General features: G+C 59.2%; 14 protein-coding genes. 9 read left to right on the plus strand and 5 right to left on the minus strand.

Annotated features, from left to right (window positions below; genetic code table 11):
* Position 1: 1 nt before the first annotated feature.
* The 4 genes from surE (at position 2) to rpoS (ending at position 3570) form a co-directional block, all read left to right on the plus strand.
* Entirely contained in the window at positions 2 to 751 is a 750-nt protein-coding gene (gene surE / locus AC4LE2_RS05015) for a 5'/3'-nucleotidase SurE (protein ID WP_491824540.1), read from the plus strand.
* 38 nt (positions 752 to 789) lie between these two features.
* The gene (locus AC4LE2_RS05020) at positions 790 to 1425 is read left to right on the plus strand and encodes a protein-L-isoaspartate(D-aspartate) O-methyltransferase (RefSeq protein ID WP_491824542.1); all 636 of its coding nucleotides are present in this window, start codon (positions 790 to 792) and stop codon (positions 1423 to 1425) included.
* A 159-nt stretch (positions 1426 to 1584) separates the two neighbouring features.
* The gene (locus tag AC4LE2_RS05025; RefSeq protein WP_491824544.1) at positions 1585 to 2460 is read left to right on the plus strand and encodes a peptidoglycan DD-metalloendopeptidase family protein; all 876 of its coding nucleotides are present in this window, start codon (positions 1585 to 1587) and stop codon (positions 2458 to 2460) included.
* A gap of 108 nt (positions 2461 to 2568) precedes the next feature.
* Entirely contained in the window at positions 2569 to 3570 is a 1002-nt protein-coding gene (gene rpoS, locus AC4LE2_RS05030; RefSeq protein WP_491824545.1) for an RNA polymerase sigma factor RpoS, read from the plus strand.
* A gap of 445 nt (positions 3571 to 4015) precedes the next feature.
* Here rpoS and fdxA read toward each other — a convergent pair whose 3' ends face one another.
* Positions 4016 to 4339 carry a ferredoxin FdxA gene (gene fdxA, locus AC4LE2_RS05035; RefSeq protein ID WP_491824547.1) on the minus strand — a complete coding sequence of 108 codons (324 nt, stop codon included), beginning with the start codon at positions 4337 to 4339 and terminating at the stop codon, positions 4016 to 4018.
* A 146-nt stretch (positions 4340 to 4485) separates the two neighbouring features.
* Positions 4486 to 7053 carry a DNA mismatch repair protein MutS gene (gene mutS, locus AC4LE2_RS05040; protein ID WP_491824549.1) on the minus strand — a complete coding sequence of 856 codons (2568 nt, stop codon included), beginning with the start codon at positions 7051 to 7053 and terminating at the stop codon, positions 4486 to 4488.
* Between the two features lie 489 nt (positions 7054 to 7542).
* On the opposite strand from mutS, the gene AC4LE2_RS05045 reads away from it, so the two are divergent.
* The 3 genes from AC4LE2_RS05045 (at position 7543) to recX (ending at position 9692) form a co-directional block, all read left to right on the plus strand.
* Complete coding sequence (locus AC4LE2_RS05045; RefSeq protein WP_491824550.1) at positions 7543 to 8043, plus strand: CinA family protein; 501 nt, start codon at positions 7543 to 7545, stop codon at positions 8041 to 8043.
* A gap of 106 nt (positions 8044 to 8149) precedes the next feature.
* Positions 8150 to 9211 carry a recombinase RecA gene (gene recA / locus AC4LE2_RS05050; protein WP_491824551.1) on the plus strand — a complete coding sequence of 354 codons (1062 nt, stop codon included), beginning with the start codon at positions 8150 to 8152 and terminating at the stop codon, positions 9209 to 9211.
* 19 nt (positions 9212 to 9230) lie between these two features.
* Positions 9231 to 9692: a recombination regulator RecX gene (gene recX / locus AC4LE2_RS05055; protein WP_491824553.1), complete on the plus strand. Its 462-nt coding sequence runs from the start codon at positions 9231 to 9233 to the stop codon at positions 9690 to 9692.
* Here the strand turns inward: recX and AC4LE2_RS05060 are convergent.
* Together AC4LE2_RS05060 and AC4LE2_RS05065 are read right to left on the minus strand one after the other, a co-directional pair.
* The gene (locus AC4LE2_RS05060) at positions 9689 to 10765 is read right to left on the minus strand and encodes an LOG family protein (protein WP_491824554.1); all 1077 of its coding nucleotides are present in this window, start codon (positions 10763 to 10765) and stop codon (positions 9689 to 9691) included. The two genes, recX and AC4LE2_RS05060, sit on opposite strands and share 4 nt — an antisense overlap.
* Positions 10766 to 10855: 90 nt before the next feature.
* A complete protein-coding gene (locus AC4LE2_RS05065; protein ID WP_491824556.1) occupies positions 10856 to 11266 on the minus strand; it encodes a quorum-sensing-regulated virulence factor family protein in 411 nt (136 codons plus the stop codon).
* 155 nt (positions 11267 to 11421) lie between these two features.
* Here AC4LE2_RS05065 and AC4LE2_RS05070 point away from each other — a divergent pair, with 155 nt between their 5' ends.
* The gene (locus AC4LE2_RS05070) at positions 11422 to 12102 is read left to right on the plus strand and encodes a tRNA-uridine aminocarboxypropyltransferase (RefSeq protein ID WP_491824558.1); all 681 of its coding nucleotides are present in this window, start codon (positions 11422 to 11424) and stop codon (positions 12100 to 12102) included.
* A gap of 13 nt (positions 12103 to 12115) precedes the next feature.
* Here AC4LE2_RS05070 and AC4LE2_RS05075 read toward each other — a convergent pair whose 3' ends face one another.
* Positions 12116 to 13006 carry a DMT family transporter gene (locus AC4LE2_RS05075; RefSeq protein ID WP_491824560.1) on the minus strand — a complete coding sequence of 297 codons (891 nt, stop codon included), beginning with the start codon at positions 13004 to 13006 and terminating at the stop codon, positions 12116 to 12118.
* A gap of 135 nt (positions 13007 to 13141) precedes the next feature.
* Between AC4LE2_RS05075 and erdR the strand changes: the two genes are divergently transcribed.
* Positions 13142 to 13792, plus strand: a complete 651-nt coding sequence (gene erdR / locus AC4LE2_RS05080; protein ID WP_491824562.1) for a response regulator transcription factor ErdR — start codon at positions 13142 to 13144, stop codon at positions 13790 to 13792.
* Positions 13793 to 13847: the final 55 nt, after the last annotated feature.

The raw sequence follows: 13847 nt of genomic DNA on the forward strand, positions 1-13847 counted from the left end.
CATGCGTATCTTGATCTCCAATGACGACGGGGTCACCGCCCCAGGCATCGCCGCGCTTCACGCTGCGCTGGCGGAGTTCGCCCACTGCACGGTGATCGCCCCCGACCAAGACCGGAGCGGCTGCAGCAGTGCCTTGACCATCGATCGTCCGCTGCACCCGATTACACTGCCCAACGGCTTTATCAGCCTCAACGGAACACCCACCGACTGCGTACACCTGGGTATCAATGCACTGCTGGAACAGGCGCCAGACATGGTGGTCTCCGGTATCAACCTGGGTGCGAACCTTGGCGATGACGTGATTTACTCCGGAACCGTAGCCGCCGCGTTGGAAGGCCGATTCACCGGTCATACGGCGTTTGCGTTTTCGCTGGTCTCCCGACAGCCAGACAACCTGCCCACGGCTGCCTGGTATGCCCGCAAGTTAATAGAAGCGCAATCAGACCTTACCCTGCCACCCCGTACCCTGCTAAACGTGAATGTGCCAAACCTGCCCTTGGCAGCGGTGCGGGGTATTCGCCTCACCCGCCTTGGGCACCGTGCACGGGCCGCACGGCCCAGCCTGGTAGTAGACCCGCGCGGCCGGCCGGGCTACTGGATTGGCGCGGTAGGTGACGCCGAAGACGGTGGCGACGGCACGGACTTCCATGCCGTGCTCCAAGGCTATGTATCGGTGACGCCGTTGCAGCTGGACCGCACTTTTCAGCCGGCCTTCGAAGGGCTGGGTCATTGGCTTGAGGCATTACAATGATGCGTGGGCAAGATGACTTGCTGCATCGCGGCATTGGAATGACTTCCCAACGTACCCGCGAGCGACTGATACAGCGCCTGTGCGAGGAAGGCATTAGCAACCAGCATGTACTGGATGTGGTGCGCAAAACCCCACGTCACTTGTTCGTGGATGAGGCGCTGGCTCACCGCGCTTACGAAGACACCGCGTTGCCCATCGGCAACAACCAGACCATCTCCCAGCCCTACATGGTGGCCCGCATGAGCGAGTTGCTGTTAGCGGCAGGCCCCTTGGACAAAGTGCTGGAAATCGGCACCGGCTCGGGTTACCAAACGGCAGTGCTGGCCCAATCCGTAGAACGGGTGTTTTCCGTAGAGCGGATAAAAAGCCTTCAGGACAAAGCCAAAGAGCGCCTTCAGAGCCTCAACGTACGCAACGTTGTCTTCCGCTGGGGGGACGGCTGGGAAGGCTGGCCTGCGCTGGCCCCGTATAACGGCATCATCGTCACGGCGGTGGCCGCCGACGTGCCTCAGGCGCTGTTGGATCAATTAGCGCCGGGCGGCAGGATGGTCATTCCCGTAGGGGCAGGGGACGTGCAGCAATTGATGCTGATCATTCGCGAGGAACATGGCTTCGCGCGACATGCGCTAGGTGCGGTACGCTTCGTGCCCCTGCTCACCGGGCCTCTGGCCTGAGGCGCCTGGGCGGGAATTCCAGGCGCTGGTACAGGTCATAGGAAGGCCTTGGGTTTCGTGACGCATCTTTTTGTTTAGTAAGGCTTTCCGGCATGGCCGGCGAGTGGGCTCGGTTATAATGCCGGTTTTGTGTGATCCATCATCCAAAGGGAGTAGCGGGTGAGTCTGAGAGTTATTGGCCGGCCAACACCCACGCGCGCCCAAGGGCGCCTTCTTGTTGCGCTGGCTATCGCAGCCCTGCTTGCAGGGTGTTCCAGCTCGCCGAGCAGTGGCGTTCGCGTGGTCGACCGGGCCAACCCTCAACGCCCACAAGTCACTACAGGCCAATATGTCGTCAGGCGGGGCGATACCTTGTATTCCATCGCGTTCCGCTACGGCTGGGATTACAAGGCGCTGGGGGCAAGAAATAACATACCGCCGCCCTTTACCATTCATCCGGGCCAAACCTTGCGCTTCGATGGGCCAGGGGGTGCTGCTACGCCCACTGTGGGGTCGCCTACCACAGTGGTTACTCGCAGCAACTCTACGTCGTCTTCCAGCACTACCACCATTACCCGGCGCCCTACACCTGGCACTGTCGTCGTCAGCCCCGGGTCTTCTAGCGCACCGGTGGGCAACGCGTCTGTCCCTACGCCTACCCCTGTGCCAGCAGGAGAGGTCATAAAGGGCGGATGGACCTGGCCTGCCAACGGTGTACTCATAGGAAAATTCGCTTCAAACGGTAGTTTGAATAAAGGAATTGATATCGCCGGGGATTTGGGACAGCCTGTTTTCGCTGCGTCTGATGGATCCGTGGTATACGCCGGGAGTGGGCTGCGGGGCTACGGCGAGCTCTTGATTATCAAACACAGCGATACCTACGTGAGCGCCTATGGTCACAACCGTAGGTTATTGGTTCGGGAGGGGCAGCAAGTCAAAGCCGGGCAGACGATTGCCGAAATGGGCTCCACGGGTACGGACCGGGTGAAACTGCACTTCGAGATTCGCCGTCAGGGCAAACCGGTAGACCCCATGCAATTTCTGCCGCGACGTTGAACAACGCTGTAGCCTGTCGCTGACTACGTAGTAGGGACGGGCTCTGGTGCGGCCATGGAAGCAGGCGGCGCCTGGGCTTGAGGTCGAACTCAGCAAGGGACTATAACAATGGCTCTTAACAGAGAAGCGCCGGAGTTTGACATCGACGATGACGTGCTCCTCGCGGAAACCGGTATCGTATTGGACGCCACGGCCGATCAGAGCGTTCCGCCACCCGCGGCCCGCGCCAGGCCACGGCAGCCCGCGCTCAAACAACACAAGTACATTGACTACACGCGCGCACTGGATGCGACCCAACTCTATCTAAACGAAATCGGCTTCTCGCCTCTGTTGTCTCCCGAGGAAGAAGTGCACTACGCCCGGCTATCGCAAAAAGGCGACCCTGCTGGCCGTAAGCGGATGATCGAAAGCAACCTTCGCCTTGTGGTAAAGATTGCTCGCCGCTACGTGAATCGCGGCCTTTCACTGCTGGATTTGATCGAAGAAGGCAACCTGGGGCTCATCCGCGCAGTCGAAAAATTCGACCCCGAGCGGGGGTTCCGCTTCTCAACCTATGCCACGTGGTGGATCCGCCAGACCATCGAACGGGCAATCATGAATCAGACCCGTACCATTCGCCTTCCTATCCATGTGGTCAAAGAGCTGAATGTCTACCTGCGGGCTGCGCGTGAGCTGACCCAAAAGCTCGATCATGAGCCGTCTCCCGAGGAAATCGCTGCGCTCCTTGAAAAGCCTGTATGTGAAGTAAAACGCATGCTTGGGCTCAACGAGCGGGTGTCATCGGTAGACGTGTCCTTGGGGCCGGATTCAGATAAGACACTGCTGGACACGCTCACAGATGACCGCCCCACCGACCCCTTCGAGCTTCTACAGGACGACGACCTGTCTCAGAGCATCGATCAGTGGCTCTCGGAGTTGACCGACAAGCAGCGAGAAGTTGTGGTGCGCAGGTTTGGGTTGCGAGGTCATGAAAGCAGTACGCTGGAAGACGTTGGGCTTGAGATTGGCCTTACCCGGGAGCGGGTGCGGCAAATTCAGGTAGAGGGCCTGAAGCGTCTGCGTGAAATCCTTGAGCGTAACGGTTTATCCAGCGAGTCCCTGTTTCGCTGATCAAGCGTTCTAACTCAAGCCTCACAGGTCAATAGCCCGTGGGGCTTTTTTATGAGGAGCAGGACGTCAGTCTCAAACTGCCGTAGGAAATTGCTTACAAAGGCTGTAGGTAAACCGCTGTATAAGTTGTGAAAATTTCGTAAGGTGGACTACGAATTTACCTAACTCGCTGATAGTTATTAGTTTTATTGCGGAAACCTAAATTTACTGACGTGTTTTGCAAAACCACGGGCCCTTGCCCGGTTCTGACAAAGCCCTATGATTGGGGCGTGCACAGGGATCAGCACAGGCTACCAGGACGGAAGCCAGGACATCGCAAGAGGCGATTCATCAGGATGATGATAGGACTACAAGGACTAGGGAAGACCATACAGGGGGCTTAAGGCCCCCTTTTTTTACGCCTGAAATTCAGGATGGCCATGCTGACTGAAGCATGGCCCAGGTCTTAACGTTCCAGGTCTGCGATCTTGCCTTTGACCCCGTCTGCTGCTTCAGCGCCTTCCATCTTGTCCTTGCGCTCGGTAATGTTTGGCCAAACGTCGGCAAGCTCAGCGTTGAGTTCGATAAAGGCCTCCATGCCCTCAGGCACTTCATCTTCCGAGAAGATGGCCTGCGCAGGGCATTCAGGCTCGCACAGCGCACAGTCGATGCACTCGTCGGGGTGAATGACCAGGAAGTTCGGGCCTTCGTAGAAGCAATCCACCGGGCACACTTCTACGCAGTCGGTGTATTTGCACTTGATGCAGTTGTCGGTGACGACGAAGGTCATTTCTAATTTTCTCCTCAGGCGGCGGCCCCACGGCAAGGGCTCGACGGGTTCGGTGCAGGGTAAGGCAGTAGTGTTGGCCGGCCCCGGCGAGCGGCGTGGTGGTACGCCAGACCGCGCGGGATTCTATCAGCTTGCGTGCGTTGACGTTAGACCCGGTTTTTGAGTGTATAAAGCAGCTCAAGTGCCGCGCGAGGCGTCAGGTTGTCCAGGTCTGCCTTGGCGAGATCATCGAGTACCGGATGTGGCAGTTGAGCGAACAGGTCGCTCTGGTGAGGCACGGGCTGCTTGCCAGCACTCAATGCTGCAGGTTCTTTGGGCAGACTGGCGGTTTCCAGCCTGGCCAAGTGATCTCGAGCGCGTTGTATTACCGGCGCAGGTACCCCTGCCAGTTGCGCCACCGCCAAGCCATAGCTTTGGCTGGCGGGGCCTGGTAGCACGTGGTGCAGGAAGACGATGCGTTCATTATGCTCAGTGGCATTGAGGTGCACGTTGGCGACCACCGGTTCGCTGTCAGGAAGTACCGTCAGTTCGAAGTAATGGGTAGCGAACAGGGTAAAAGCTTTGAGTTGCGCCAGGCGCTCCGCGGAAGCCCACGCCAGCGACAGCCCATCGAACGTACTGGTGCCTCGGCCTACTTCATCCATCAGCACCAGGCTGGCGTCGGTTGCATTGTGCAGGATATTCGCCGTCTCACTCATCTCCACCATGAAGGTAGAGCGGCCGCCCGCCAGGTCATCGCTGGAGCCAATACGGGTGAAGATACGGTCCACCAGCGACAGCTCGCAGCGCGCGGCCGGCACGAACGCGCCAATATGCGCCAACAGCACGATCAGCGCGGTCTGGCGCATGTAGGTGGATTTACCGCCCATGTTCGGGCCGGTGATCACCAGCATCCGGGTAGTATCGTCAAGGCTCAGGTCGTTGGCCACGAAGGGTGTGGTGAGTACCTGCTCTACCACGGGGTGGCGGCCCTGCTCGATACGGATACAGGGCTCTTGCACGAAGGTAGGGCAGTTCAAGTCCAGGGTTAGCGCACGCTCGGCCAGATTGCTCAGTACGTCCAACTCCGCCAAGGCCGCAGCGGTGTCCTGAAGGGGGGCCAGATGGCCGATGAGGTTTTCCAGCAACGCCTCGTAGAGCATTTTCTCTCGGGCGAGGGCCCGGGATTTGGCCGACAGTGCTTTGTCCTCGAACGCCTTGAGTTCAGGCGTGATGAAGCGTTCGGCACCTTTGAGGGTTTGTCGACGAATGTAGTCGGCGGGTGCTTGCTCGGCCTGTTTGCTCGGCAGTTCGATGAAGTAGCCGTGTACCCGGTTGTACCCCACTTTGAGGTTAGACAGGCTCGTACGTGTCTTTTCTCGGGCTTCCAGATCGATCAGGAACTGACCGGCGTTCTCGCTAAGGCCGAGCAGCTCATCGAGTTCACTGTCGTACCCGGTCTTGAGTACGCCACCATCGCGGATGATGGCGGGCGGGTTATCGATGATCGCCCTGGCCAGCAAAGCGGCCAGTTCAGGGTAGGTGCCGGTGATAGCGGCCAACTGCGCCAGGTGCGGCGCTTCCAGGTCAGTCAGCTCGTTTTGCAGCTCCGGCAGGGCGGCCAAGGCATCGCGCAGCCGCGCCAAGTCCCGAGGCCGGGCATTGCGCAGGCCAATCCGTGCCAGGATCCGCTCCAGATCACCAATGTGTTTGAGCTGAGGCTGTAAGCCTTCGAAACGATACTGCTCCAGCAGGCAGCGGATTGAGCTTTGCCGTGCCGCCAGGGTTTTAAGCTCGCGCAGTGGGCGATTCAGCCACCGGGTCAGCATTCGGCTGCCCATGGCCGTCTGGCAGCAGTCCAGTACCGATTGCAAGGTATTGTCGCGGCCACCCCCCAAGTTGATGTCCAATTCCAGGTTGCGTCGCGTTGCGGCGTCCAGCACGACGGTGTCGTCCAGGCGCTCCTGGCGCAGGCCGCGTAGGTGGGGCAGGGCGGTGCGCTGGGTTTCTCGCGCGTAGGCCAGCAGGCAGCCTGCAGCGCTGACGGCCAAGGTAAGCTGCTCACAGCCAAAGCCTTTGAGGTCCTGTGTGCCGAATTGCTGGCACAGCAGTTTTTTTGCGGTATCACGCTCAAAGTCCCAGGGCGCTCGGCGCTTTACGCCACGGCGCTTCTCTGCCGGCAGGCCTTGGGGCCAGTCGTCAGGAATCAACAGCTCTACCGGGTTGATGCGTTCCAGTTCTGCCAGCAGGTGCTCCCAGCCTTTGAGCTCCTGCACAATGAACTGCCCGCTGTTGATGTCCAGCACCGCCAGGCCAAACAGGCGCTCGTCGCCGAGCAAGGCAGCGATGAGGTTATCCCGGCGTTCGTCGAGCAGGGCCTCATCACTGACGGTACCCGGCGTGATGATCCGCACCACCTGACGCTCCACCGGCCCCTTGCTGGTTGCCGGGTCACCGATCTGCTCGCAAATGACCACGGACTCGCCCAGCTTCACCAGTTTGGCCAGGTAGCCCTCTGCGGCATGGTAGGGAATGCCACACATGGGAATCGACTGACCTGCCGACTGGCCCCGTGCCGTCAGGGTGATGTCCAGGAGCTTCGCGGCCCGCTTGGCGTCTTCGTAGAAGATCTCGTAGAAATCGCCCATGCGGTAAAACATGAGTTGGTCTGGATGTTGGTTCTTCAACCTCCAGTACTGTTGCATCATCGGGGTGTGGCTTGAGAGGTCCGTCATTAGTGGCCTAGCGGGATGCTGTCTATTAGACAAAGGGAAATTGTCCAATACTACAGAGATTTTCCGGGTATCGCTGACGGTTAAGGTCAACGAGCGTGACGGCGGCCACTGCAAGGCTTGTCTGAGACATTCCATGACTACGCCCCTGGGCACTTAAAGGCATTGGCGATAACTAAAGCAGTGGATCTATCTGAGAGGGCGCTGCCTTGACCAAGCTGTTCAGCAACGCGTGGTGCGTAACCAGTATTCCGTTTCTGGCGCTGGGCGTTGCGTTACAGGCGCCTCAGTTCCTTCTCCCCGGCCTTGCGATGGTAGTGATCGGGTGGGCTGTGAGTCGCAAATCTTCTAGCGCCTTATAGGCCTAATAGCCCTCAGCACACGCTAGCAACCTCCCGTTGCCTATTGCAGGTAGACAGCAGCGCCTAGGCAAGGGAAAGTCTTCCCGGTCGGCTAAGCCGGCCCTTGCTCATGTTTACACGAGGACCTTTCATGGATGACATCACCCTTTTGGCCACTGCGCTCGGGCAGCGTCTTCAGCAGACAGGCGCTATGGTAACCACCGCAGAATCCTGCACCGGTGGCGGTATCGCAGAAGCGATCACGCGGGTGGCCGGCAGCTCTGGCTGGTTCGAGGCTGGCTACGTAACCTATTCCAATCGGCAGAAGCACCTTCAGCTCGGGGTGCCCGAAGCCCTCTTCGATCAAGTCGGGGCGGTCAGCGAGGAGGTCGTGCAGGCCATGGTCCGTGGCGCTCAGGCTCACGCTGGTGCGCGCTTCGCCGTTGCTGTCAGCGGTGTTGCAGGGCCTGGCGGCGGCAGTGAAGAGAAGCCCGTAGGCACTGTCTGGCTTGCCTGGGCCGACGGGAAGCAAATAATTACGGAACGCCAGCAATTCAATGGTGATCGACAAGCTGTAAGGCAATACACAGTGAAGGCAGCGCTGGAGCGTTTGCTGTCCTTGGCAGACGGAGAAAACCCAAGCCAGGGGTAGGCGAGGCGTGGAAGGTGTGGAATAATACTGGCTACTTATACAGTTATTGGCCAGTGCAGGTCGCGCGCCACGCGTCAGCGGCCTTGTCGAAATCATGAGGAATTCAATGGACGACAACAAAAAGCGTGCCCTGGCTGCGGCCTTGGGTCAGATCGAGCGGCAATTCGGTAAAGGCGCCGTTATGCGCATGGGCGATCACGAGCGCTCAGCCATCCCTGCTATTTCAACCGGTTCGCTGGGGCTGGACATTGCCCTGGGTATCGGCGGTTTGCCCAAGGGGCGGATCGTTGAAATCTACGGCCCTGAATCATCCGGTAAAACCACGCTTACGCTGTCGGTCATCGCACAGGCTCAGCGCGCTGGCGCTACCTGCGCCTTCGTGGACGCCGAGCACGCGCTAGATCCGGAATATGCGGGCAAGCTGGGCGTAAACGTCGATGACCTTCTGGTCTCTCAGCCCGATACGGGCGAGCAGGCGCTGGAAATCACCGACATGCTGGTGCGCTCGAATGCGGTGGACGTGATCATCGTGGACTCCGTGGCCGCGCTGGTACCCAAGGCTGAGATCGAAGGCGAAATGGGCGACATGCACGTGGGCCTGCAAGCTCGTTTGATGTCCCAGGCCCTGCGTAAAATTACCGGTAACATCAAAACCGCCAACTGCCTCGTGATTTTCATTAACCAGATCCGTATGAAGATTGGTGTGATGTTTGGTAGCCCGGAAACCACCACAGGTGGTAACGCGCTGAAGTTCTATGCCTCGGTCCGCCTCGACATCCGCCGTACCGGCTCGGTAAAGGAAGGTGATGATATCGTCGGCAGCGAAACCCGCGTCAAGGTCGTGAAAAACAAGGTATCGCCTCCCTTCCGCCAGGCCGAATTCCAGATCCTTTACGGGAAAGGGATTTACCTGAATGGCGAGATCGTCGACCTGGGTGTAGCCAACGGCTTCATCGACAAGTCCGGTGCGTGGTACGCCTATCAGGGTAATAAGATCGGCCAGGGTAAAGCCAACGCTGCCAAGTACCTGGAAGAAAACCCTGAAGTGAAAGCCGCGCTGGAGAAGCAAGTTCGCGACAAGCTGCTCAACAGTGGCGCTACGCCGGAGCCTAAAAAAGCTGCCGTGGCCGCCGCTGATGAAGCGGTAGACGCTGAAAACGACGCATAACGAGGTGTAAGTAGCGGCCATGGCAACCATGATCCTTGATACGCCGGTTGCCGTGCGCCGTACGGCGATGGACCTTCTTGCCAGGCGTGAGCACGGGAGGGTAGAGCTCGAGCGCAAGCTCAAGCAGCGCGGCGCTTCCCCGGAGCTGATTGCTTCCGCACTGGATCGCTTGGCTGAGGAAGGGTTGCTGTCCGAGGCCCGTTACCTCGAAAGCTTTATCCATTATCGCGCCAGGTCCGGCTACGGCCCTGCCCGTATCCGTGAAGACCTTACTCAACGAGGCTTGGCGCGTGCAGATGTCGAGCAAGCACTACGGACCTGCGGCCATGACTGGGCACTGTTGCTGCGCGAAACCTGGAAGCGGAAGTTCTCGGGCGAGATCCCGGCCGATATCAAAGAGCGCGCCCGCCAAACTCGATTTCTAGTGTATAGGGGCTACCCTATGGACTTGGTCGGGCGCTTGCTCAGTGGGCGTGATTAGCGTTGATCCTGCCAATTGTCCGGCTGATTGATGAAGTCTACTAATTCTCTTAATCGGCCCTGATTACGGCCGCTAAACGTGAACACCAGGCGAGCCAAGTGAAACAGCTCCGGTTCGTCCTGATGCTCAGGCACTGCAGTGTGCTGCTCGAAAGGGCCCCCAATGTTGATGTCTGCGAATGCGCGCTGTATCGCATCGAGGGCCTTTGGCGTTAAAGGGTGATGCATGCGAATGATGAATAGCGTCTTCAGCCAGCGGGTGGAGTGGAAGTTTGCGTAAAACTGGTTAACCTCGTTTACCGCTGTTTCAGCGTCGTGTACCAATCGCATAAGCTTCAGGTCACTGGGAAGAATATAGTGGTTCGCGTCCAGCTGATTACGAACAAACGCCAACGCTTCTGTCCAAAAGGTGCCGCCCGGCACGTCCAACAGCACAATGGGTACTAACGGGCTTTTGCCTGTCTGGATAAGCGTCAGCACCTCCAGCGCCTCATCCAGCGTGCCGAACCCGCCAGGGCAGAGCACCAGTGCATCCGCTTCTTTTACAAAGAACAGCTTTCGAATGAAGAAGAAATGGAAAGGCAGCAATCGGTCGGTACCCTCCACCGTTGCGTTCGCGTGCTGTTCGAAAGGTAGCCTGATATTGAATCCCAGGCTGTGCTCTCGGCCGGCGCCTTGGTGGGCTGCCGCCATGATGCCGCCTCCGGCGCCGGTAATCACCATAAGGTCTGAGGCCGCCAGTGCCTGCCCCAGCGCTTCAGCCAATGCATACATCGGGTGTTCTTGAGGCGTGCGCGCCGACCCGAATACGGTGACTTTGCGACGGCCTTTGTGTGCCTCTAATACCCGAAACGCCTGTTCGAGTTCACGCAAGGTTTGCAGGGTGATTTTCGCATTCCAGCGGTTGCGGTCCTCTTGGGCCATGCGCAACACCGTAAGCATCATGTCCCGATACAGCGCAATATTAAGGCTGTCTGGGTTAAGACGCTTGAGCTGGGCCTCTACTGCTTCAGGCACGTTGTGGTCTGAGCGGTCGAAGTGTCGGGCAAGGGTTTCGTCAGGCAGGTAAGGCATGCGATCTCCATGGGCATCGATAAGGCCGCTTGTACGCAGGCAATCTACAGAACGGCCTCAGGCAGCACACCGATCAGGCGGCGAATGACATCAGGGCTTGAGGCCGCAGTCGGTAGCGGTGTAACGGTGAGTGGCCACGTGTTTCTTGGTCTTTATCTCGTTGAACTCAACACGCATTACGGCGCCGCGTGCAAGGAGCTTGCGGTAGCCTTCGTTGCGGCAGACGCTGGCGCCCAACTGCAGATAAACGTCATTGGGGTTATCGCGCATTTGCTGGGCATAGCTTGGGCGCACGGCCAGGTGGTTGACCAGCTCCGTGCCTTTGACGGTATAGCCTTGATCAAGAATGTCTTCGTTGATGGCTCGTGGCGTACCCACACTGCTTTGCTTGGCAACGTTTTCCAGAGTCTTGGTCAGCTCGTAATCCTGCAGTGAAGCTGCCTGAGCAATACCGAGCGGCATGGCCGCCAGTAGGGAAAGGGCAAGGGTGAAGCGTGGCATGAAACCTCCTCGATCAAAGAGCGCCCTGGGCGCAAGCCCGTTGGACCGGGCACACCACTGGGTGTTCCAGTAGCGCCCAGGCAGTATATACCGAGGGCTTTGGGCCCTGCCGTGGTGGCTGTGTAGAATACGGCTTTATCCAAGTGGGTTTTTCCATGCCTCATGCTGTATCCCGCCTACGGGCTGAGCGCCTGGCGCGCAGTACCCGGCCCTTCACCGCAAGAGGATCTAACACACCGCGCTGCCCGCGCTGCCGGGTCAAGCCCAGCCATTGCCTGTGCGCCTATCAGCCTCAGGTGTCCAGCCGGGCGGCGGTGTGCCTGCTGATGCATGACGTTGAAGCCCTCAAGCCCACCAATACCGGTTGGCTGATCGCTGATGTGATTACCGATACCTATGCGTTTGGTTGGCAGCGCACAGAGGTAGACCCAGGCCTGCTGGCCTTGCTGAGCGACGAGCGCTTTCAGCCGTGGTTGGTATTTCCGGGTGAGTTCGTGGAGCCGGCAGACCGTGTGGTTCACCAGATCACGCCGATAGCTGGCAAGCAGCCATTGTTCATTCTGTTGGACGCTACCTGGTCTGAGGCGCGAAAAATGTTCAGGAAAAGCCCTTACCTGGACCGGTTCCCCGTGCTAAGCCTGGCGCCAGAAGACCTCTCCCGCTATCGGCTGCGGCGGTCTCGGCGGGAAGATCACTTTTGCACGGCAGAAGTGGCGGCGATGTGCCTTGGGTTGGTAGGCGATGCCGAGGCCGCCGAGGCGCTGGACGGCTGGCTAGACCGGTTCAGCGCCCACTACCTGGCAGCAAAGCGTGGGTTGCCCAGCCCATGCGCCTGAGGTGGGGGCTGTTCTAAGCCAGCGCAGGGCGTGTGCGGTATTGCCATAACTGTGCAATGAGCATCCCGGCTAGCATGATGCCACACCCTAAGTAAGCGCGTGGGGTAAGTACTTCGCCAAGGAACACGGTCGCGGCCAGGGCAGCGAACACGGCCTCAAGGGAAAAAATAACGGCGGCGTGAGAGGTGATTGCATGGCGCTGCGCAACCACTTGCAAGGTGTAGCCCAGCGCAGCTGCAACCACGCCTCCGTACGCCACAGCCGGCAATGCCGCCAGGATGGCGGTGAGGTTCCAGGGTTCGAACACCATTGCCAACCCCAGGCTGGCGACTGCGCAGACCACAAACTGCATGAACGCCAGCCTGACGGCGTCGTGACGGCTAGCGAAATGCCCCACCAAGAGCACGTGGCCGGCCCACACAAATGCCCCCATCAATTGCAACCAGTCCCCGGGCGCCACTTCGAATCGCTCGTTCACGCTCAACAAGTACATACCCACCACCGCCAGACAGGCACCGATCCAGGTCCCTGCGCCGGTCGTGTGCCCCAGCGCCAGCCCAACGACCGGCACGACGATCACATAGAGGCCTGTGATAAACCCGGCGTTAGTGACCGTAGTGAATTGAAGGCCAAATTGCTGGAGGTTGATGCCCACAGCCAGCGCCAGGCCAACGGCTGTACCTGCTGCCCAGAGTTCCCGTGTGCTGCCGGGCGCTTTGGGCCGCTGCCGGGCACGCCAGTAGAGAAGAGGCGTCAGGCATACTGCGCCCAGGGCGAAGCGCAGGCCCGAATACAGAAACGGCCCGATATGCGTCATTCCGGTGGTTTGGGCAATGAAACCCGTGCCCCAGATCATCGCGGTAAACAGCATCAAGAGGTCTGCACGCAAGGCTTGGCGGTGCATCGTTCGCTCCCTGAACATCACATAAACACCAAAGGGCACAGACTGTGCCGTATCGCCGCCAACTTGACCACCCCCGTGCGCCTCGGCATGCTTGGCGCCGGTCAAGCCGCACACCCCTTACAGGATCAGTACTGAATGCCCAGCCACCCTATTCTGATCGCCGACGATCACCCTCTGTTTCGTAGTGCGCTGCGTCAGGCGCTGACGCTTGGGCTGGGGGCGTCGGTGCAGGTGTCAGAGGCTGAAAGCATCGCTGAATTAGAGAGATGTCTGGCCGCCAGGCAGGACTGGGATCTGGTATTGCTGGACCTCAACATGCCGGGCGCGTACGGCTTCTCGGGTTTGGTGTTGTTGCGCGGTCAATACCCGCAGGTGCCAGTGGTCATGGTGTCTGCCCAAGACGACCCGGCTGTGGTGTCGCGCGCCCGGGAGTTCGGCGCCGCAGGCTTCATTCCTAAGTCCAGTGCCTTAAGCGTTATCCAGCAGGCTATCCAAGAGGTGCTTGAGGGTGATGAATGGTGGCCGCCCGTCGCGGCGCACGCAGTAGAGGTCAGTGCCCAGGCGCGGGCGGCGGGAGAAGGTTTGGCAAACCTTACGCCTCAGCAGTTTCGCGTCCTGACCATGGTGTGCGAAGGGCTATTGAACAAACAGATCGGTTTTGAGTTGAGCGTGTCTGAAGCCACTGTGAAAGCCCATGTCACGGCAATCTTTCGCAAGCTTGGTGTTCGCACACGTACCCAGGCTGCCTTGCTGCTACAGCAATTGGCGTCACTTCCCACCGGTTAAATCCCATGCGCCCTGGCTGCGCGGTGAGCGCTGATCGGGTAAGGTGCAGCACCTT

This window comes from Pseudomonas sp. 9.3L (assembly GCF_058536285.1).

Bases quoted from the DNA above. Each gene is read 5' to 3' on its own strand.
- rpoS (WP_491824545.1), top strand. From the start codon at position 2,569: ATGGCTCTTAACAGAGAAGCGCCGGAGTTTGACATCGACGATGACGTG.
- recX (WP_491824553.1), top strand. From the start codon at position 9,231: ATGGCAACCATGATCCTTGATACGCCGGTTGCCGTGCGCCGTACGGCG.
- erdR (WP_491824562.1), top strand. From the start codon at position 13,142: ATGCCCAGCCACCCTATTCTGATCGCCGACGATCACCCTCTGTTTCGT.
- AC4LE2_RS05065 (WP_491824556.1), bottom strand. From the start codon at position 11,266: ATGCCACGCTTCACCCTTGCCCTTTCCCTACTGGCGGCCATGCCGCTC.
- fdxA (WP_491824547.1), bottom strand. From the start codon at position 4,339: ATGACCTTCGTCGTCACCGACAACTGCATCAAGTGCAAATACACCGAC.
- AC4LE2_RS05045 (WP_491824550.1), top strand. From the start codon at position 7,543: ATGGATGACATCACCCTTTTGGCCACTGCGCTCGGGCAGCGTCTTCAG.
- surE (WP_491824540.1), top strand. From the start codon at position 2: ATGCGTATCTTGATCTCCAATGACGACGGGGTCACCGCCCCAGGCATC.
- AC4LE2_RS05075 (WP_491824560.1), bottom strand. From the start codon at position 13,006: ATGCACCGCCAAGCCTTGCGTGCAGACCTCTTGATGCTGTTTACCGCG.
- AC4LE2_RS05020 (WP_491824542.1), top strand. From the start codon at position 790: ATGACTTCCCAACGTACCCGCGAGCGACTGATACAGCGCCTGTGCGAG.
- mutS (WP_491824549.1), bottom strand. From the start codon at position 7,053: ATGACGGACCTCTCAAGCCACACCCCGATGATGCAACAGTACTGGAGG.
- recA (WP_491824551.1), top strand. From the start codon at position 8,150: ATGGACGACAACAAAAAGCGTGCCCTGGCTGCGGCCTTGGGTCAGATC.
- AC4LE2_RS05070 (WP_491824558.1), top strand. From the start codon at position 11,422: ATGCCTCATGCTGTATCCCGCCTACGGGCTGAGCGCCTGGCGCGCAGT.
- AC4LE2_RS05060 (WP_491824554.1), bottom strand. From the start codon at position 10,765: ATGCCTTACCTGCCTGACGAAACCCTTGCCCGACACTTCGACCGCTCA.